Genomic DNA, 19,318 nt, shown 5'->3' on the forward strand with positions numbered 1-19,318 from the left:
CGAAGGGACTGCCGGGCACGTCCGGTGCCCGGCAGACTCCGGTTCGCGCCACTGTGCCTGAAGTCGTGTTGTACTGGTTCAGACCTTTGTGCGACGCCGCGAAGAAGGGGTTGTGACACGGCGCGGGGCGAGCCGGTGGCCGTTCCGCGCCTTGGTTGTGCGCGAGAAAAGCGTTGTCCGCCAACACAAGTACACTGTGGACAGCAGGGAAATCCGGACAGAAGACCGGACAAATCTGGACCCGGCGCAGGCTTCGCCCGCACACTCGGCGGACGGTGTGTTTCTTTCCCCCGGCCCTGGAGGAGTCCCCATGCGTCGAAGAATCGCCCTGGCTCTCGGCGGCGCCACCGCCGTCCTCACCGCCACCCTGACCGCCCTCACCCCCGCGGCCGCCCAGGCGTCGCCCGGGCTGATCGCCGCCATGCAGCGGGATCTCGGGCTCACCGCCGCGCAGGCGTCGGCCCGGCTCACGCAGGAAATGTCCGCCGCCCGGGTGCTGCCCGGCGCGCAGCGGGCCGCCGGCGCCGCGTTCGGCGGGGCGTGGTTCGACCCCGCGCGGGGCAAGCTCGTCGTCGGCGTGACCGACCCGGCCGCGGCCGCCGCCGTCCGGCAGGCGGGGGCCGAACCCGTCGCGGCCCGGACCAGCGCCGCGAAGCTCGACGCCGCGAAGGCCGCGATCGACGCGGCGGCCAAGGCGGATCCCGCTCCGGCCGCCGTCAGCGGCTGGCACGCCGACCCGCGGGCCGGCAGCGTCGTGGTGACCCTGCAGCCGGGTGCCCACGGTGCCGACGTCGACGCCTTCCTCGCGAAAGCCCGCGAAGCCGGCCCGGTCACCGTCCGGACCGCGCCGGCCGCTCAGCCCTTCGCGGCCGGCACCGTCGGCGGCGACCCCTACTACATCAACGGCAACACCCGCTGCTCCATCGGGTTCTCCGTGCACGGTGGGTTCGTCAGCGCCGGCCACTGCGGCGGCACGGGCAGCTCGGTCGTCGGCTGGGACGGCTCGTGGATGGGCACCTTCGCCGGGTCCTCCTTCCCCGGCAACGACTATTCGTTCATCCGCATCGGCGGCGGCTGGTGGACCGCGCCGGTCGTGCTCGGCTGGGGCACGGTGAGCGACGCGCTCGTCCGCGGGTCCTGGGTCGCGCCGGTCGGCACGTCGGTGTGCCGCTCGGGCTCGACCACGCACTGGCACTGCGGCACGGTGCTGGGCCAGAACGAAACCATCAACTACAAGGACGGCGCGGTCTACCAGATGACCCGCACCAACGTCTGCGCCGAGCCCGGCGACTCCGGCGGCTCGTTCATCACCGGTGACCAGGCCCAGGGCGTCACCTCCGGTGGCTGGGGCAACTGCGGCTCCGGCGGCGAGACGTGGTTCCAGCCGGTCAACGAGATCCTGCAGACCTACGGCCTGTCGCTGGTGACGGCGTAGCCGGTGACCACAGCCGGCGGCGGCGCGCCGAATCCGGCGGCCGCCGCCGGTAGAGCGTGGTGGGCTCGGGCAGGCGGCTCTTCGAGACCTCGGCGGACCTCGACCTGGTGGCCGGCACGCAGGTGGGGGCCGCGGTGCCGCGCACCTCCCGGACCCGCTAGGTCCGCAGCAGACTGCCGAGCCAGCCGCCGAGGACCTGCTGGACCTCGGCGCGGGTCCGGGCCGGGTCGCCGGCCGCGGCGACCATGCGCGCCGCCTCCATCACCGCGCTGAGCACGAGCTGGGCCAGGGCCCGGACGGGCAGCTCGACGATCAGCCCGTCCGCTCTGGCCTGCTCCAGCACGGTCACGATCAGGCCGAGGCCGTACTCCGCCTCGATCTCGCGCCAGACGTCCCAGCCGAGCACGGCGGGCGCGTCGGTGAGCGAAATGCGGCGGACCTCGTCGCGCTGGCAGGCGTCGAGGAAGACGCCGAGGCCCCGCAGCATGCCGGAAAGCGGGTCCGGGCCGGCGGCGAACGCGGCCCGGACCTCTTCGGTGAGCTCGCGTTCCAGTTCTTCGACGACGGCGCGGAACAAGCCCTGCTTGTCGGCGTAGTGGTGGTACAGCGCGCCCCGGGTGACCCCGGCGGCGCGGGTGATCTCGTCGGCCGGCACGGCCTGGTAGCCGCGGGCGGCGAACAGCTCGCGCGCGGCGGCGACCAGGGCGGCCTTCGTGCCGGCGGAACGGTCCTGCTGGGTACGTCGCACCCGCCTAATCTGCCATGACGCCCGCGAACTCGACGACGTGGCGGGCCAGCACGGCGGGCTGGTCCTCGGACAGGAAGGTGTAGGAGTCCGGCACCGCCACGAGTTTCGCGTCCGGCAGCAGGGCGGCGAGCCGGTGGGCCAGCCGGATCGGGAACAGCTTGTCGTCGGTCGCCCACGCGAGCAGCACCGGCCGGTCGAACGTCCGCAGCGCCTCGGCGGCGGCCAGCGTGTGCCGCGGGTGCACGTCCCGCAGCAGTTTCCGCAGGTCGCGCCGCACCCCGGCGGACTTCCGCAGCGGTGCGAGGTAGGCCTGCGCGACAGCGTCCGGCAACGGCCGCTTGGTCACCCAGCCGAACAGGAGCGGTGAGGGGTGGAGCGCGCGGATCCGCAGCAGCTGCCCGAGCACGGCCATGGAGCCGGGGATCCGGGCGAGCGGCGGCAGGAACCGGAAGATCGGCGGGAAGAAGTACTCGAAGCAGTCCGACGGCGTGAGCACGACCCGCCCGACCCGCTCCGGACGGCGGCTGAGCAGGATCTGCGTCAGCGCGCCGCCGGTGTCGTTCGCGACGAGGGTGACGTCCCGCAGGTCGAGCGCGTCGAGGAAGTCCGCGATGACGTCGGCGTTGCCGACGGGGGAGAGGTCGGCGTCCGCACGCATGGGGATGTCGTGCGCGCCCAGCGGCAGATCGGGAGCGAGGCACCGGAACCCGGCCGCGGCGACGTCGGGCACCACCTTCCGCCACAGTTCGGCGTTCGTGAGCACCCCGTGGACGAACACCACCGGCGCTCCGGTGCCTCGCTCGCAGTACCGCACTTCGCCGGCGGGCAGCCGGACGCGGTGCTCCTGACCCAGTGATTCGCTGCGCTTCGTCATGCGGGCCAGGTTACATACATGGTGTATGTATGTAAATCAGTCGGGCGGCGACGGTGAACCGGGTCCGGTGGTGGCGAGGCTGTTCGGCGGGGGAAGCCCGGGTGTCGAGGACGAGCGTGCCGCCGGAGGTGCGGAGGGTGGCCGCGCCGCCGACGGCGAGGAGGCGCACGCCGGTTCCGGCCAGGCCGTTGAGCGGGCTCCGGGTGGTGCCGGCGAGGCCGGCTTCCCGGCCCGGCCCGGCGCGGGCGGGTCGCCGCTACGGGTGTCCACAGTGGACCCGGCTGCCGCGCTGTGACGGTGCCTGGAATGCGGTGGTGCCCCGGGACTTGGCTTCGGGGAAAGGTCGGATCCGGGGGCACCACCGCCCGCGGGACAGCTGACACGGTGCCCTGCGGTGGACTCACCCTACGAACCGGCGGGAGTGCTGACCAGGGCCTCGATGCGGTGTAGAAGGTTTGTCGCCCGGTCGGTCACCGGCCTACCCAGAGTAGGTCCCGTCCGGCCGCGCGGGCTCCTCGCGGGTTGACCCGTAAGTGGTGTGCACTTAACGTTAAGTTGAAACTTCAACCGATTTGCCCGTGGAGCCTTGATGTCGATCTTCCGCCTGAACCACGCCGTGCTCTACGTCCGGGACCTGGCCGAAAGCGTGGCGTTCTACCGGGACGTGCTCGGCTTCGGGTACACCGACGGCGGTGATGCCCACCGCGGCGCGGCGTTCCTGCGGGCACCGGGGTCGGTCAACGACCACGACCTCGGCCTCTTCGAAATCGGCGCGGACGCCGCGGATTCGGGTGCCGGGCGGACGTCGGTGGGGCTGTACCACCTGGCGTGGGAGGTCGACACCCTCGGGGACCTCGAGCGGCTCGCCGCCCGGCTCACCGAAGCGGGCGCGCTGGTCGGCTCGTCCGACCACGGAACCACGAAGTCCTTGTACGCCAAGGATCCCAGCGGGCTGGAATTCGAGGTCGTCTGGATCATCCCCCGGGAACTGCTGACCGACGCGGACCGGACGAAGAGCGCGTCGACCGGTCGGCTCGACCTCGCGGCGGAGCTGGCGAAGTACGGTCCCGACGCGCGCAGCGGCGTCGGGATTTCCCGCCCCTCCTAGGCTGTGGCGCGGGCGCGGGCCGGTTCCGACGTCCGCTGGCGGACGGCCAGGTTGCCGAGGGCGAAGCGGCCAGGACCGATGAACGCGACGAGGAGCAGCGACCAGCAGAACATCGCGGCCAGTTCGCCGCCGTTCTGGATCGGGAACAGCGCGGCCGGCAGGTGGACGACGAAGTACGCGTAGGCCATCGAGCCGGAGCCGAGCACGGCGGCGATCCGGGAGCCGAGGCCGACGCAGACGAGCGCGCCGCACACGAGCTGGATGACCGCGGCCCACCAGCCGGGCCAGGCCCCGACAGCGGCGGTGGACTTCGCGCCGAACAGGCCGAACAGCGTCTTGAGGCCGTGACAGGCGAACAGGAAACCGATGACGATGCGGTAGAGCCCGATGACGTGGTCACGGGCTTGGTCCAGGCGATGCATGGTGCCTCCGGTGAGCGGGAGAGGGCGGCATCGAACCGGCCGGCGGTGGCGCCGGCCATGTGCGAATTCCGGTCACTCAGATATACCGCTCGTGGAGAGTTGCCACAAGCACCAAATGTCGTGTAAGCGGCTTTCGAAAATAGGGGTTCCGCAGCGCCGCCGACCAGGTGGCCTTGGCTGCCAAGGAAAAGCCGCCGTACGGGTGATCTTCACGCTGTGGTCCAGACCGCCGGATAATCGGGCCCGCTCTTTCGCGATTATTTTCGAGTCTTTCGATGTGGCTGCTTAACGGTGAACTTAACAAAATAGCGGGATCCGAATGTCGTATGTCGTGCACCCGAATGGCCGGTCGATATCCGATGTGGACGAGCGGCGGCCGCCGGCGGCTCCTGACCGCGGACGTTCGACTTGATCGACACGTTCCGCGGACGTGCTGATCCACGACCCCGTAGAGTGGCTCCATGGTGGACGAAGAAGTCGTCTCGGAGCGCATCCGGCAGATCGCCGCCACCCTCGAGGGGCGCGCGGGCGAACTCACCGGGACGCTGGTCCAGCTGTACGCCACCGATCTGCCGCAGCTGGTCAACGACGACGAGCGGATGGTGAGCCTGCTCTCGGCGAGCGTGTACCAGAACATCGAGACCGCGCTGCAGATCTTCCGGCACGGCATCGACCCGGCGACCGTCGAGCCGCCGGCCGCGGCGATGGAGTACGCCCGGCGGCTGGCGCAGCGCGGCACCCCGGTGTTCGACCTGATCCGCGCGTACGACCTCGGGCAGGCCGCGATGCTCGACTTCGGGTTCGAGGAGTGCACCCGGCTGGTCGACGACGCGGCGCTGCTCGGGGCCATGATGCGCCGGCTGCTGCGGGTCGCCTACGAGTTCATCACCCGGGTCGTCCGCCAGCTCGTCGGCGTCTACCAGGACGAACGCGACCGCTGGCTGCTCAACCGCAGTGCCGCGCGGGCGGCGAAGGTGGCGGACCTGCTCGACGGCAACGGCGGACCGCCCGACGTCGACGCGGCCGAAGCGGTCATCGGCTACCGCCTGCGCGGCACCCACGTGGGCATGATCGTCTGGCACGCTTCGGAGGCCTTCGTCGACGACGCGCTGTCACTGCTGGAGTCGGTCGCGGGCGCGGTGTTCGAGCGCGTCCGCGGGCAGGGGCGGCCGCTGTTCGTGCCCCGCGACGAGGCCAGCGCCTGGGTGTGGCTCCCGCTCGCGCCGGGCACGTCGGTCGGCCGCGAGCAGCTCGACGCGGCGCTCGCGGAAGCCGCAGCCGGCGTGCGGGTGACCGTCGGCGACCCGGGCACCGGCGTCGACGGCTTCCGCGACACCCACCAGCAGGCCCGCCGGGTGCACGCGCTGGCGCTGGCCGCGGGGGAGCACTGCGACCGCGTGCTGACGTTCCGCGAGGTCGGCACGGTGGCGCTGATGACGAGCGACCTCAACGCGGCCCGCCTGTGGGTCGCGAGCACGCTCGGGCCCCTGGCCGCCGACGAGGAGAACTGCGGGCGGCTGCGCGAGACGCTGCAGGTGTTCCTGACCACCGGCGGCAGCTACACGGCGGCGGCCGCCGAGCTGACGATGCACAAGAACTCGGTGCAGTACCGCGTCCGCAAGGCGCAGGAGCTGCTGCCCCGCGGCCTCGCCGAGGGACGGCTGGACATCGAGCTGGCGCTCGCCCTCTGCCGCCGCCTGGGCGCGGCCGTGCTCTCGCCGGGGTGAGTTTGGTGTCCCGGACCACCGGGGCCCAAGATCGTTGGGCCCCGGACACGAAGCCGGCCCGCTGATCTTCCTTTACGGTCACCCTCATGGGTGAGAACGGTGGGATGCTCGCACTGGTGCGGCTACGCCGAGGCGTCGTCGGCGAGAGCAGACGCGTCTGTCACCTGATCCCCGTGCCCGCCGGCCCGGTGCCGGACCACCTGACGGCACTGTGCGGGGAGGCGATCTGCCCGGGGGAGGCCGAGGTTCTGGACGGGCTGCGCGGGATGCCGTGCCACGCGTGCCTGGTGCGCAGCGCGCCGCCGGGGCCGGGGCTGCTGGCCCACGCGGGCTGAGCCGATCCTCGAGCCCGGCACGACCACGGTCGTCGTGCCGGGCTTCGGCGCGCCTTGACGCTCGCCGTCCAGTGTGGACTCGGATGCGCGAACCCGTGGCTGAATCGATTTCGTGAAATGCGCTCCCCGTGTGCCACGAAACAAAGCGGGTGAAAACGGTTGTCGGTGAATATCCGACCAAATGTGTCCGGGGAATTCTCGGTGATCACCATCCGTAGTCGATCGACTGTCCACAGTGGTATTCAGGGTCGCCGTCGCTGTGGATGGCGTGGGAAACTGGTGCTACCGGCTCAGGATCGATAGGTCATTCGGCTGAACTCTGCGGATTGCGTACCCAAGTACGGCGTCGTGACCCTTAACCTTGCGTGATTCTTCGTCAATCGCACTGGGGAGTGAGATGAAGTCGACGTCACCACCTTGGTTTCCGCGCGCCCATTCGCCGTCGGGGGCCTACTGCCGGCGATGACGCAAGCCGGTTGTCTCAGACGTTTCGCGGAAATCGCCCGGCTGTCGCCCGATCGGATCGCTGTCCTCGCCGACGGCGAGGCGGTGAGCTACGGCAGGCTCGCCGCGCTGGCCGGCGGGCACGCCGCGCGGCTGCTCGATGCCGGGGTCCGGCCGGGGGAGTTCGTCGGCCTGGTCACCGGGCACGGCACGGCGGCCGTCTCCGCCATCCTCGGCACGCTCGCGGCGGGGTGCGCCTACGTCCCGCTCGACCCGACGTTCCCGCGGGACCGCCTCGCCCACCAGGTCGCGGCCGCCCGGGTGGCCGCCGTGCTGGCCGATCCCGGGCACCTCGACCTGGCGGAAGCCCTGTGCCGCCCCGGCGCCGCCCGCGTCGTGCCGTCGGGAAAGGACACCGCGCCGCTGCCGGTGCCCGATCCCGGCCCGGACACGCCGGCCTACGTGCTGTTCACCTCCGGCTCCACCGGGACGCCGAAGGCGGTCGCGCAGACCCACCGCAACCTGCTGCACGTCGTGGACAACCAGATCGCGACGCTCGGCATCACCGCCGCCGACCGGGTCAGCCTGCTGGCCTCCTTCGGCTTCGACGCGGCCATCCCCGACCTCTACCCGGCGCTGCTGACCGGCGCCACCGTGGTGCCGGTCGACGTCCGCGCGCACGGCGTGGCCCACGCCGCCCGCGAGCTCGCGCGGCACGCGGTGACCGTCTACCACTCGACGCCCACCGTCTACCGCTACCTGCTCGACGCCCTCGACGGCGACCTGCCCTCGGTGCGGACCGTCCTGCTGGGCGGCGAGCAGGCCACCTACGCCGACGTCCGCCGCGGCCGGTTCGCCCCCGGGTGCGTGTTCGTCAACGGCTACGGCGCCACCGAAGTCACCTTCGCCGCGCAGTACCGGCTGACCGCCGCCGACGTCGGGGAAACCGCCACCGGCCCGCTGCCCATCGGGACCGCGCTGCCCGGCTACACGCTCACCGTGCTCGACGGCGGTGAGCTCGAAGTCAGCGGCGAGTACCTGGTCGACGGCTACTTCGACGAGCCGAGCCCGGCCTTCGGCACCCGGGGCGGCGTCCGCAGCTACCGCACCGGCGATCTCGGCCGGGTCCTCCCGGACGGGAACCTGGTCTGCCTCGGCCGGCTCGACCGGCAGGTCAAGGTGCGCGGGTTCCGGATCGAGCTGACCGAGGTCGAAGCCCGGCTCGCCGAACTGCCCGAAGTGGCCGAAGCCCGCGCCATCGTCCGCGACGGCGAACTGCTCGCCTACGTCGTCCCGGCGGCGGGGAGCCGTCCGGACGGGACGGCGCTGCGGGCCGCGCTGGCCGAGGTGCTGCCCGGGCACGCGGTGCCCACGGCCGTCACCGCGGTCCCGGCGTTCCCGCTCACCGTCAGCGGCAAGCTCGACGAGGAAGCGCTTCCGGACCCCCGGCCGGCCGCGGGTCTGGAAGCGGCCGGGCCGATGACGCCGGCGCAGCGCCGGGTGCACGCGATCTGGTGCGCGGTGCTCGGGCACGACCGGATCGGCACCACGGACGCGTTCTTCGACGTCGGCGGCCATTCCCTGCTGCTGGGCACGGTTCAGCAGCGGCTGGCCGCGGAGTTCGGGGCCGAGATCCCGCTGCTGGACCTGCTGGAGCACCCGACGGTCGCGGCGCAGGCCGCCTACCTCGAACCGTCCACTTCGGACGCCGAGCCGGCCGCCACGGGCGAAGGGGGCGAGGCCGAACCCGGCGGTGACCTGATCGCCGTCGTCGGGCTCGCCTGCCGGTTCCCCGGCGCGCCGGACGCCGGCGCGTTCTGGTGGAACCTCTGCGCGGGCACCGACGCGATTCACGACTACACCGACGACGAGCTGGCCGCGCTCGGCATCGGCCCGGGCCTGCGGGCCGACCCGGCACACGTGCGGGCCGGGGGCCGGCTCGACGGCGTCGAGGACTTCGACGCCGGGTTCTTCGGGTTCACCGCGGAGGAAGCCGCGCTGACCGACCCGCAGCACCGGCTCTTCCTGGAGACGGCGTGGCGCGCCCTGGAAGACACGGGCCGGGACCCGGCGCGCGAACACGGCCCGGTCGGCGTGTTCACCGCCACGAGCGTGAACCGGTACTTCCTGTTCCACCTGTTCGGGAACCCGGCCGTCACCGGAGACGTCGACCCCGACGACTGGGAGGGCAGGCTGCCCGGCCGGCAGCTCGCCGACCACCTGCCCGGCCAGGTGGCCTACCGGCTGGGCCTGACCGGGCCCGCGGTGGCCGTCCAAAGTGCCTGTTCCAGCTCGCTCGCCGCGGTCGGGCTGGCCGCGCAGAGCCTCGCCGAATACCGCTGTGACCTGGCGATCGCCGGCGGGGTGAGCGTGACGTGGCCGCGGTACCGCGCCGGCGGGATGGCTTCGCCGGACGGCCGCTGCCGGTCGTTCGACATCGCGGCCGACGGCGCCGGGTTCGGCTCGGGCGCCGGGGTCGTGGTGCTGCGGCGGCTGTCCGACGCGCTCGCCGACCGTGACCACATCCACGCCGTGCTGCCCGGCTGGGCGATGACCAACGACGGCGCCGACCGTGCCGGGTACGCCGTGCCGAGCCCGGCGGGCCAGGCGGCGGCGATCGCCGAAGCACTGGCCGTCGCCGACGTCGACCCGGCCGAGGTCCGGCTGGTCGAGGCGCACGGCAGCGGCACCCCGCTGGGCGACGCCATCGAGGTGGCCGCGCTCAACCGGGTGTACCGGGACGTCCCGGCCGGCTCCTGCGCGCTCGGCTCGGTCAAGACGAACATCGGGCACCTCGACGCGGCCGCCGGGGTGGCCGGGCTGATCAAGGCGGTGCTTTCGGTGCGGCACGGCGTGATCCCGCCGAACCTGCACTTCACCGCGCCGCATCCGGAGGTCGACCTGGCCGGCGGGCCGTGCTACGTGCCGGTCAAGGCCGCGGACTGGCCGGCGGTGCCACGGCGGGTGGCCGGGGTCAGCGCGTTCGGCATGGGCGGCACGAACGTCCACGTGATCGTCGAGGAGGCCCCGGTGCCGGGGCCGCGGGTGACGGCGGACGGCCCGCACGTCCTGCCGGTGTCCGCGCGGGACGGAAAAGCCTTGCGGGAGGCGCTTGCGGCGCTCCGGGACCGGCTCGCGGCCGACCCGCCGGGCCTCGCCGACGTCGCCTACACCCTCGCCGTCGGACGCCGGGAGCTCGCCGCCCGCGCGGCCGTGGTCGCGACGACCGCGGCCGAGGCCGTCGAAGCACTCGACGCGCTGCTGGCCGCCGGGACCGACCTGGCCGGGCCGCCCGGTGCCGCCCGGGAACTGGCCGCCCGCTGGGTCGGCGGCGACGGCGTCGACTGGGTCGCGAGGCACGACGGTGCCCGCCCGGGGCGGGTGCCGCTCCCGGGCTACCCGTTCCAGCCCAGCAGGTTCTGGATCGACCCGCCGGCTCGGGGAAACCACCCGTGAGCCGCACGCACCACCACACGGCCGCCACCGCGGCCGTGCCGAACTGGGGAGTTCACGTTGACCGACACGTTGCCCGGCACGGGCATCGACGGCTTCACCGTGTCCTATGCGGACACGACGATCGCCGCACTCGTCCTGGCGCAGGCGGAGCGGACGCCGGACGCGCTCGCCGTGCGGCAGGGCACCACCCGGCTCACCTACGCTGAGCTCGTCGCCGCGGCCGGGGGCGTCGCCGCCGCCCTGCGCGAGCGCGGGGCAGGCCCGGAAACCCGGGTCGGGGTGTGCGCGCACCGGACGCCCGCGCTCGTGACCACCGTCCTCGGGGTCCTGCTGTCCGGCGCCTGCTACGTCCCGCTCGAACCGGGCGGACCACGGGCCCGGCTGTCCGGGATCGTCGCCGACGCCGGGGTCTCGCTGGTGGTCGGTGACGCCGCGGTCGCGGAATTCGGGCCCGCGCTCGGGGTCGACGTCCCGCCGCCCGCCGCGCCCGGGGCGTGCCCGGCCACGCCGGACAGCACCGCGCACGTGCTCTACACCTCCGGGTCGACCGGACGGCCGAAGGGCGTGCTCACCACCCACCGCAACATCGTCGCCTTCGCCGCCGGGTTCGCCGGGCGGCTGGGCGTCGGCCCGGGCACCCGCACGCTCGGCATCGCCTCGCCCGGGTTCGACGCGTTCACCATGGACGTCTTCGTGCCGCTGGTGACCGGCGGCTCGGTGCAGCTCGCGAGCACGGCCGACCGCGCGGACCCCGAACGGCTGCGCCGGTTCGTCGTCGAGCACGACGTGAACTGGGGCTTCATCACCCCGACGCTGCTGTCCCTGCTGGACCCGGACGACGTCCCCGGCTGGCGGACCATCGCGTGCGGGGGCGAGCCGGTGCCCGCCGAGCTGGCCGCCCGCTGGCTGCCCGGCCGCCGGTTCTTCAACGTCTACGGCCCGACCGAGACGACCGTCGTCGTGCTCACCGGCGAGGTGACCGGCGTGCCCGCCGATCCGCTGCCGCTGGGGACACCGACGCCGAACCACCGCGCGCACGTCGTCGACGCCGAGCTGCGGCCCGTCCCGCCGGGCGAGGTGGGCGAGCTGGTCATCGGCGGGCCCGGGGTGGCCGCGGGCTACCTGAACAGCCCGGAGCTGACCGCGCGGAAGTTCGTCGGCGACCCGTTCACACCGGGGGAGCGGCTCTACCGCACCGGCGACCTGGCCCGGCTCCGCCCCGACGGCCGGCTCGAGTTCGCCGGCCGCGCCGACCGCCAGGTGAAGGTCCGCGGCCAGCGGATCGAGCTCGGCGAGGTCGAGGCCGCGCTCGGCGCCCACCCGGACGTCGACGCCGTCGCGGTCGAAGCCGTGCCGGGCCCGGGCGGCACGCGGCTGGTCGCGTTCCTCACCCCGGAGGCGGCCCCGGCCGACGAGGACATCCACGCGTACGCGGGGGACCGGCTGACCGAGGCGATGCGCCCGGCCGCGATCCGGCGGCTGGCCGTCCTGCCGGTCAACACCGTCACCGGCAAGATCGACCGGCCCGCCCTGCGCGCCCTCGCCGAAAGCGCGCCCGCCGAGGCAGGCACGCCCGCGTCGCCGGTGGAAGCGGTGTGGCGGAAGGTACTGGGCCGGGGCGCGGGTCCCGACTTCCTCCTTTCCGGCGGGGATTCGATCGCCGCGATGCGGCTGGTCGCGGCGCTGCGGGCCGATCTGGCCGCCGACGTGTCCGTCGAGGACGTCTTCGCCGGGCGGACCCTGGCCGGTCTCGCGCACCGGGTCGCCGCGGCCGCTCCGCTGACCGGACCCGGCCTGACCACCGGGCACGCGCCGGCCCTGTCCCCGCCGCAGCGGCGGCTGTGGTTCCTCGACCAGCTCGCCCCGGACGCGGCGCCGTACAACATCGCGATGGCGTTCCGGCTGACCGGCCCCCTCGACGTCGAGGCGCTGCGCACCGCGCTGCGGGCGGTCGCCGAACGGCACGACGTGCTGCGCTGGCGCATCCGGCCGCTCGACGGCGTCCCCCGGGCCGACTGCCTGCCGCCGGAAGACGTGGCGCTGCCGGTCGTCCCGGTGGCCGCGGCCGCCGTGGGCGAGCGGCTGGCCGCCGACGCGGCGACGCCGGTGCGGCTCGACCGCGAACCGCCGTGGCGCGTGCGGCTCTACGCGCTGGGACCGGACGAGCACGTCCTCGGGGTCACGCTGCACCACGCCGTGTTCGACGGCTGGTCGCAGGAACTGCTCTGCGCCGACCTCTCCGCCGCCTACCGCGGCGAGGCGCTGCCGCCGCTGCCGGTGTCCTACGCGGACTACGCGGTCTGGCGCGCCGACCGCGACCGCCGTCGCGAAGCCGTCGACCTGGCCTGGTGGACGGACCACCTGGCGGGTGCGCCGTCCACTGTGGACCTGCCACGGGACCGGCCGCGGCCGGTCGTGCAGACCTACCACGGCGCGAGCCACTTCCAGGCGTTCCCGGCCGGCGTCGCCGAAGCCGCCGGGGAACTGGCCACACGCACCGGGACCACCCGGGCCGGCGTGGTGCTGGCGGCGTTCGGGGAGCTGCTGCGCCGGCTCACCGGCGGGGCCGACCACCTGGTCGCCACCGTCGTCGCGGACCGGCAGCTGGCCGAAACCCAGGACGTCGCCGGGTTCTTCGTGGACATCGTCCCGGTGCGGCTGCGTGCCGGGAACGCGGACTTCGCCGCACTGGTCCGGGATGGCGGAGAAGAGCTCCTGGCCGCCACCGCCCACCCGGCGGCGCCGATCGACCGGCTCGTGGACGCGCTCGGCGTGTCCCGCGACCCGGCGCGGGCGCCGCTCGTGCAGGTGATGGTCAACGTCCTGAACTTCACCGAACCCCGGCTCGACCTGCCCGGGGTCCGCGGGGACTGGCTGCCGGTCGCCAAGCCCGGCTCGCCGTTCGACCTGACCGTCTACGTCCTCGAACGCGGCGTCGAGCTGCTCTACAACCCGGACCTGTTCGACGCGAGCCGGATGACGGCGTTGGCCGAGGACTTCACGGCGCTGCTCGCGGCGCTCGTCGCCGAGCCGGCACGCCCGGCCATGGCGTGCGCGCCGGAGCTGCCGCGGGCCGCCGTCCGGGCCGCCGCGCCGGGTGCCGCCGGCCGGGCCCCGGCCCGGGCGGCTCCGGCCCCCGTCGCCGATCCCGCCGCAGTGGCCGCCACCGAAGCCCTCATCGCGGCGGTCTGGCGGGAGGTGCTCGGCCGCGACGTGGTGGGCGTGACCGACAACTTCTTCGACCTCGGCGGGCATTCGCTCGCACTGGCCCGCGTCCACGCCGAGGTCACCGCCCGGCTCGGCCGCCGCATCCCGATGGTGGACCTGTTCACCCACCCCACCGTCCGCGCCCTCGCGACCCACCTCCACGCGGGGGCCGCACCCAGCCCGGAGCTCGCCCGCGCCGCCGAGCGGGTCGCCGCCCGCCGGGGCCGCACCCCGTCCAGAAGACCCCGCCGCAGTGCCGGCACGACCGGCCAGGAACAGGAGCGACCGCAGTGACTCACGACCTCGAACCCGACCCCGGCACCGAGCCGATCGCGATCGTCGGGATGGCCGCCCGCGTCCCCGGCGCCGGCGACCTGCGCCAGTTCTGGCGCAACCTCGTCGACGGCGTCGAGTCCATCAAGCCCGCCACCCGCGAGGAGCTCCTCGCCCGCGGTGCGGATCCGGCCACTTTGGACGATCCCAGCTGGGTCAACGCCACGACGGTGGTCGACGGCTTCGACGAGTTCGACGCCGACCTGTTCGGCATGACCAGCCGCGAGGCCGAGATCACCGACCCGCAGCACCGTGTGTTCCTCGAGGCCTGCCACTCCGCGCTGACCGACGGCGGCTACGACCCGGCCCGCTACCGCGGGGCGATCGGGGTCTACGGCGGCACCGGGCGGACCGGCTACCTGGTCGAGAACCTGCTGCGCAACGCGCGCGTCATGGCCTCGCAGCACGGCGGCATCGGGATGTCGACCGGCAACCAGCCGAGCTACCTGACGACGTCGGTGTCCTACAAGCTCAACCTGCGCGGCCCGAGCCTCGCCATCCACACGGCGTGCTCGACGTCGCTGGTCGCGGTGCACCTGGCCTGCGAGGCCCTGCGCAACGGCGAATGCGACATGGCGCTGGCCGGCGGCGTGAACCTGGAGATGCCGCACGGTATCGGGTACCTGGGCGTCGACGGCTTCACCTCGCCGGACGGGCACGTGCGCGCGTTCGACGCCGGCGCCAACGGCACGGTGTGGAGCAGCGGGGTCGGCGTCGTCCTGGTCAAGCGGCTCTCGCAGGCCCTGGAGGACGGCGACCACATCCGGGCGGTCGTGCTCGGCAACGCGATCAACAACGACGGCGCGACGAAGGTCGGCTTCTCCGCGCCGAGCGTCGCGGGCCAGACCGAGGCGATCGCACAAGCGGTCGGCATGGCCGGGGTCGACCCGCGGACCATCGGGTACGTCGAGGCGCACGGCACGGGAACCGCGCTGGGCGACCCGATCGAGATCACCGCGCTGTCCACTGTGTACGGCCACGGCGCCGCGGACAGCGGCTGGTGCGCCATCGGGTCGGTGAAGTCGAACATCGGCCACCTGTCCCAGGCGGCCGGCGTCGTCTCCCTGATCAAGACCGTCCTCGCCATGGAGCACGGGCTGATCCCGCCGACCATCAACTACGCGGAGCCCAACCCGGGCATCGACTTCCCGCGCAGCCCGTTCTACCCGGCGCGGACGGTGACCAAGTGGGAGGCGGCCGACACCCCGCGGCGGGCCGGCGTGAGCTCGTTCGGCGTCGGCGGCACCAACGCGCACCTGGTGCTCGAGGAGGCCCCGGCGCCGAGGCGGCCGCGACGGCCGCACCCCGCGCACCTCCTGCGGGTGTCGGCGAAGACGCCGGAAACCCTGGCCGCCGCGGTGGAACGCCTGGCCGACCGGCTCGCCGGGGACGTCGCCCTCGACCTCGCCGACGTCGCGCACACCCTCGCCGCCGGGCGCACCGAGTACCCGCACCGCGCGGTCGTCGTCGCCCGCGACCCCGAAGACGCGGTCGATGGCCTGCGTGACCCGCGGCGCCTGCTGACCGCGCAAGCGGCCGAGCTCAAGGTGGCGTTCCTGTTCTCCGGCCAGGGTGCGCAGTACGCCGGGATGGCCGCCCAGCTGTACCGCAGCGAGCCCGTCTTCGCCGCGGCCGTCGACGAGTGCTGCGAGCTGGCCGGCGTGGCGGGCCTGAAGGAGCTGATCTTCGACCGCGGCGGGGACGCGAAGCTGCGGGAGACCCGCTACACCCAGCCCGCGCTGTTCGTCGTCGAGTACGCGCTCGCGATGCTGTGGCGCAGCTGGGGCGTGCGGCCCGGCGCGATGATCGGCCACTCCGTCGGCGAGTACGTCGCCGCGACCGTCGCCGGGGTGTTCACCCTGGCCGACGCGCTGCGGCTGGTCGTCCGGCGGGGCGAGCTGATGCAGGCCATGCCGGCCGGCGCGATGCTCGCCGTCCAGCTCGACGAAGAGGCCGTGACGCGGCGGCTGCCCGGAGGCCTGGCGATCGCCGGGGTCAACGGTCCGGGTACCTGCGTCGTCGCCGGGCCGTCCGACGCCGTCGCGGACTTCGCCGCGCTGCTCAGATCGAGTGACGTGCAGTGCCGCGAGCTGGTGACCTCGCACGCCTTCCACTCGCCGATGATGGACCCGATCCTGGCGGAGTTCACCGAGGCGGTCGCCGCGGTGGGGCGGTCGGCGCCGTCGCTGCCGTTCCTGTCGAACCTGACCGGCGGCTGGATCACCGACGCCCAGGCCACCGACCCCGCTTACTGGGCCGCGCACCTGCGCCAGGCCGTCCGGTTCGGCGACTGCGTGCGGACGCTGTTCGCCGGCGGCGACCGCTGGGCGCTCGTCGAGTGCGGTCCCGGGCACCAGCTGGCCGGCCTCGCCCGCGGCCAGGTGCCGAAGGGCCTGCCCGCGCCGCGGCCGAGCCTCCCGGGCCGCACCGACCGCGAAGGCGACGTCGAAACGCTCTATGCCGCGGCCGGTCTGCTGTGGACACACGGGGTGGCCGTCGAGCCGGCGAGTTCCGGGTACCGCGTGCCGCTGCCGGGCTATCCGTACGCGCGCAAGCGGTACTGGGTCGATCCCGACCCGGCCGGGACGGTCGCCGAGCCGGCGCGGCCGAGCGGGCCGCTGCCCCTCGACGAGTGGTTCGCCGTGCCCTCCTGGCGCCAGGCCGGGCCGGAGCTGCGGCGGGAGCCGTTCGCCTCGTGTCTCGCGTTCGTCGACGACGACGTCCTGCCCGCCCTGCTGCGCGACGCCGAGGTCACGGTCACCGAGGTCCGCCCGGGCGCGGAGTTCGCCGCCGTCGAAGGTGGCTTCACCGTGCGGCCCGGCGTCCGCGAGGACTACGACGCCCTCGTCGCCGCCCTGGGTGCCCGCCCGGAACGGGTGGTCCACGCGTGGGCGCTCGGCGGGACGGAAACCGGGATGGCCGCTCAGGACCGCGGGTTCTTCAGCGTCCTCAACCTGGCCCAGGCCTGGGGCGAGCCGGTGCGGCTCGACGTGCTGAGCACCGGCACCGCCGACGTCACCGGCACCGACCTGACCCGGCCCGAGCACGCCACCCTCGCGGGCATCGCGCGGGTGCTTCCCCTGGAGGTCCCCGGCACGGCAGTGCGGTGGATCGACGTCGAGACCGTCACCGAGGAAGTCGTCGCCGAGCTGTTCCGCCCGGCGGAAGCCGAGGTCGCCTTGCGGCGGGGCCGTCGCTGGGTCCGGGAGCACACGCAGCTCACCGTGCCCGAAGTGGCGCCGGTGCTGCGCGAAGGCGGCCGGTACCTCGTCACCGGCGGGACCGGCGGCATCGGCATCACGCTGGCCGAGGACTTCGCCCTGCGGATCCGCGCGAAGCTGATCCTGCTGACCCGCGCCGGCCTGCCGCCCCGCGAGGAATGGGCCGCGTACGCCGGTGACGACCGAGCGGGCCGGGCGATCCGCGCGATCCGGCGGATGGAAGCGGCCGGCGCGGTGGTGCACGTGCTCGCCGCCGACGTCACCGACCCGGCCCGGCTGCGGGAGGTCCGTGCGCTGGCCGAACGCGAGTTCGGTGGCCTCGACGGGATCGTGCACGCGGCCGGGCTGCCCGGCGGCGGCGTCGCCGAGGTCAAGGAGCGGGCGGCCGCGGAGGCCGTGCTCGCGCCGAAGATCGACGGCACCCTGGCGCTCGCCGAGGCGTTCGCGGACCTGCCGATGGACTTCGTCGCGCTGTGCTCGTCGGTCACCGCGGTCTCCGGCGGCTTCGGGCAGGTCGACTACTGCGCGGCCAACACCTTCCTGGACGCCTACGCCCGCGGCGACCACGGCTGGCGGGCCCGCGTCGTCTCGCACAACTGGGGCGGCTGGGACGAGGTCGGCATGGCCGCCGAGGTCGCCGCGCCGACGACCCTCCGCATCACCCGCACGAGGGCGGACGGCCCGGTCGAGCACCCGGTCCTCACCACCCGCACCGGAGAGAGCTGCCACGGCCTCGTCTCGGCGGCCGGGCACTGGCTGCTCGACGAGCACCGGATCGCCGGCGTCCCGGTCGTCCCCGGCACCGGGCACCTGGAGACCGTGCGGGCCGCGGTCGAGGCGGCCCTGCCGCGCCCCGGCGACGGCCACGTCGTCGAACTGCAGGACGTCGCCTTCCTTGAGCCGTTCTCGGTGCCGGAAGGCGTCGTCGCCGAGTACCGGGTCGGCTTCGACGGCGACGGCTTCACGGTGACCAGCCGCGCGGCCGGGGTGACCAAGGTGCACGTCCGCGGTTCCGCGGGCTGGGTCCCGGCGCCCGGAACGGCCACTGTGGACCTCGACGCGGTGCGCGGCCGGACCACCGTGCTCGACGACGGCAACGCCTTCGGCACCGGCCGGACCAGCATGGTCACCTTCGGCCCGCGCTGGGCCGCGCTGCGCACGCACCACGTCGGCGAGCACGAGGAACTGGCGTCGATCGCCGCCCCGGTCTTCGACCCGGGTTGGGGGCTGCACCCGGCGCTGCTCGACGTCGCGACCGCGTTCGGCCGCGGCCGGGGGAGCGGCACCTACCTGCCGATGAGCTACGGGCGGGTGGTCGTGCACGCCCCGCTGCCGGCGAGCTTCCACAGCCACCTGCGTTACCGGGACACCGGCGGGGACCAGGTGATCGCCGCCGACCTGACGTTGTGCGACGACACCGGCCGCGTGCTGGTCGAGATCGAGGACTTCGTGCTGCGGCAGGTCGACGAAGGCGCGGTGAGCGGCGGCCTCGTGGCCGTCACCCCGAAGTCCACTGTGGACTCCACGGGCATCCGGCCGGTCGACGGCGCCGAGGCGTTCCTGCGGGCACTGACGCCCGGCCTCGGCGGGCAGGTGGTGATCAGCACCCGCCCGGTGGCCGACCTGTTCGCCCGCCGGGTGACCGCCGAACGCCTGGAAGCGACCGAAGAGGTCACCGAGCCGGTCGAGGTCGCGGCGCAGGACGACTACCTCGCTCCGCGCACCGACCTCGAGGCGGAGATCGCCCGGCAGTGGGCCGAGGTGCTCGGCGTCGAGCGCGTCGGCGTCCACGACGACTTCTTCGCCCTCGGCGGCAACTCGCTGGTCGCCATCCAGCTGATCGCCCAGGTCCGCAAGACCACCGGCGCCCGGCTGGCCATGAAGACGCTGTTCGAATCCTCCACGGTGGCCGCGCTGGCCGAGCGGATCGAGGAACTGCGGGGCGCCCCCGCGCCCGCCGCCGAACCGGCTCCCGCCGCGACCACCATCCCCAAGCTCGAGCGCTGAA

General features: G+C 74.0%; 11 protein-coding genes. 8 read left to right on the forward strand and 3 right to left on the reverse strand.

What is annotated here, in order from left to right:
• Window positions 1–310 precede the first annotated feature (310 nt).
• The gene (locus I4Q55_RS47130; RefSeq protein WP_206797434.1) at window positions 311–1,435 is read left to right on the forward strand and encodes a S1 family peptidase; all 1,125 of its coding nucleotides are present in this window, start codon (window positions 311–313) and stop codon (window positions 1,433–1,435) included.
• 157 nt (window positions 1,436–1,592) lie between these two features.
• Here I4Q55_RS47130 and I4Q55_RS47135 read toward each other — a convergent pair whose 3' ends face one another.
• Window positions 1,593–2,183, reverse strand: a complete 591-nt coding sequence (locus I4Q55_RS47135; RefSeq protein WP_206797435.1) for a TetR/AcrR family transcriptional regulator — start codon at window positions 2,181–2,183, stop codon at window positions 1,593–1,595.
• A gap of 4 nt (window positions 2,184–2,187) precedes the next feature.
• Window positions 2,188–3,057 carry an alpha/beta fold hydrolase gene (locus I4Q55_RS47140; RefSeq protein WP_206797436.1) on the reverse strand — a complete coding sequence of 290 codons (870 nt, stop codon included), beginning with the start codon at window positions 3,055–3,057 and terminating at the stop codon, window positions 2,188–2,190.
• A 67-nt stretch (window positions 3,058–3,124) separates the two neighbouring features.
• Between I4Q55_RS47140 and I4Q55_RS47145 the strand changes: the two genes are divergently transcribed.
• Both I4Q55_RS47145 and I4Q55_RS47150 read left to right on the forward strand, forming a co-directional pair.
• On the forward strand, window positions 3,125–3,352 hold the full coding sequence (locus I4Q55_RS47145) for a hypothetical protein (protein ID WP_206797437.1): 228 nt from the start codon (window positions 3,125–3,127) through the stop codon (window positions 3,350–3,352).
• 294 nt (window positions 3,353–3,646) lie between these two features.
• Window positions 3,647–4,165 carry a VOC family protein gene (locus I4Q55_RS47150; protein ID WP_206797440.1) on the forward strand — a complete coding sequence of 173 codons (519 nt, stop codon included), beginning with the start codon at window positions 3,647–3,649 and terminating at the stop codon, window positions 4,163–4,165.
• On the opposite strand, the gene I4Q55_RS47155 is transcribed toward I4Q55_RS47150, so the two are convergent.
• The gene (locus tag I4Q55_RS47155; protein WP_206797441.1) at window positions 4,162–4,587 is read right to left on the reverse strand and encodes a DoxX family protein; all 426 of its coding nucleotides are present in this window, start codon (window positions 4,585–4,587) and stop codon (window positions 4,162–4,164) included. The genes I4Q55_RS47150 and I4Q55_RS47155 overlap by 4 nt on opposite strands.
• A 461-nt stretch (window positions 4,588–5,048) precedes the next feature.
• Here I4Q55_RS47155 and I4Q55_RS47160 point away from each other — a divergent pair, with 461 nt between their 5' ends.
• The 5 genes from I4Q55_RS47160 to I4Q55_RS47180 all read left to right on the forward strand — a co-directional run bounded on the left by I4Q55_RS47160 (window position 5,049) and on the right by I4Q55_RS47180 (window position 19,317).
• Window positions 5,049–6,314 carry a CdaR family transcriptional regulator gene (locus I4Q55_RS47160; protein ID WP_206797442.1) on the forward strand — a complete coding sequence of 422 codons (1,266 nt, stop codon included), beginning with the start codon at window positions 5,049–5,051 and terminating at the stop codon, window positions 6,312–6,314.
• Window positions 6,315–6,400: 86 nt separating this feature from the next.
• Complete coding sequence (locus tag I4Q55_RS47165; RefSeq protein ID WP_242547995.1) at window positions 6,401–6,649, forward strand: hypothetical protein; 249 nt, start codon at window positions 6,401–6,403, stop codon at window positions 6,647–6,649.
• A gap of 462 nt (window positions 6,650–7,111) precedes the next feature.
• Entirely contained in the window at window positions 7,112–10,549 is a 3,438-nt protein-coding gene (locus I4Q55_RS47170) for a beta-ketoacyl synthase N-terminal-like domain-containing protein (protein ID WP_206797443.1), read from the forward strand.
• A gap of 57 nt (window positions 10,550–10,606) precedes the next feature.
• Window positions 10,607–14,050, forward strand: a complete 3,444-nt coding sequence (locus I4Q55_RS47175; RefSeq protein ID WP_206797444.1) for a non-ribosomal peptide synthetase — start codon at window positions 10,607–10,609, stop codon at window positions 14,048–14,050.
• Complete coding sequence (locus I4Q55_RS47180) at window positions 14,047–19,317, forward strand: type I polyketide synthase (RefSeq protein ID WP_206797445.1); 5,271 nt, start codon at window positions 14,047–14,049, stop codon at window positions 19,315–19,317. Before I4Q55_RS47175 ends, I4Q55_RS47180 begins: the two co-directional genes overlap by 4 nt.
• The last annotated feature ends 1 nt before the right edge of the window (window position 19,318 follow it).

The organism is Amycolatopsis sp. MtRt-6, assembly GCF_017308975.1.
GTDB lineage: Bacteria > Actinomycetota > Actinomycetes > Mycobacteriales > Pseudonocardiaceae > Amycolatopsis.

What these genes read in the sequence shown, in the direction of transcription:
- I4Q55_RS47130 (WP_206797434.1), top strand. Translation starts at nt 311, where the DNA reads ATGCGTCGAAGAATCGCCCTGGCTCTCGGCGGCGCCACCGCCGTCCTC.
- I4Q55_RS47140 (WP_206797436.1), bottom strand. Translation starts at nt 3,057, where the DNA reads ATGACGAAGCGCAGCGAATCACTGGGTCAGGAGCACCGCGTCCGGCTG.
- I4Q55_RS47150 (WP_206797440.1), top strand. Translation starts at nt 3,647, where the DNA reads ATGTCGATCTTCCGCCTGAACCACGCCGTGCTCTACGTCCGGGACCTG.
- I4Q55_RS47155 (WP_206797441.1), bottom strand. Translation starts at nt 4,587, where the DNA reads ATGCATCGCCTGGACCAAGCCCGTGACCACGTCATCGGGCTCTACCGC.
- I4Q55_RS47160 (WP_206797442.1), top strand. Translation starts at nt 5,049, where the DNA reads ATGGTGGACGAAGAAGTCGTCTCGGAGCGCATCCGGCAGATCGCCGCC.
- I4Q55_RS47165 (WP_242547995.1), top strand. Translation starts at nt 6,401, where the DNA reads ATGGGTGAGAACGGTGGGATGCTCGCACTGGTGCGGCTACGCCGAGGC.
- I4Q55_RS47170 (WP_206797443.1), top strand. Translation starts at nt 7,112, where the DNA reads ATGACGCAAGCCGGTTGTCTCAGACGTTTCGCGGAAATCGCCCGGCTG.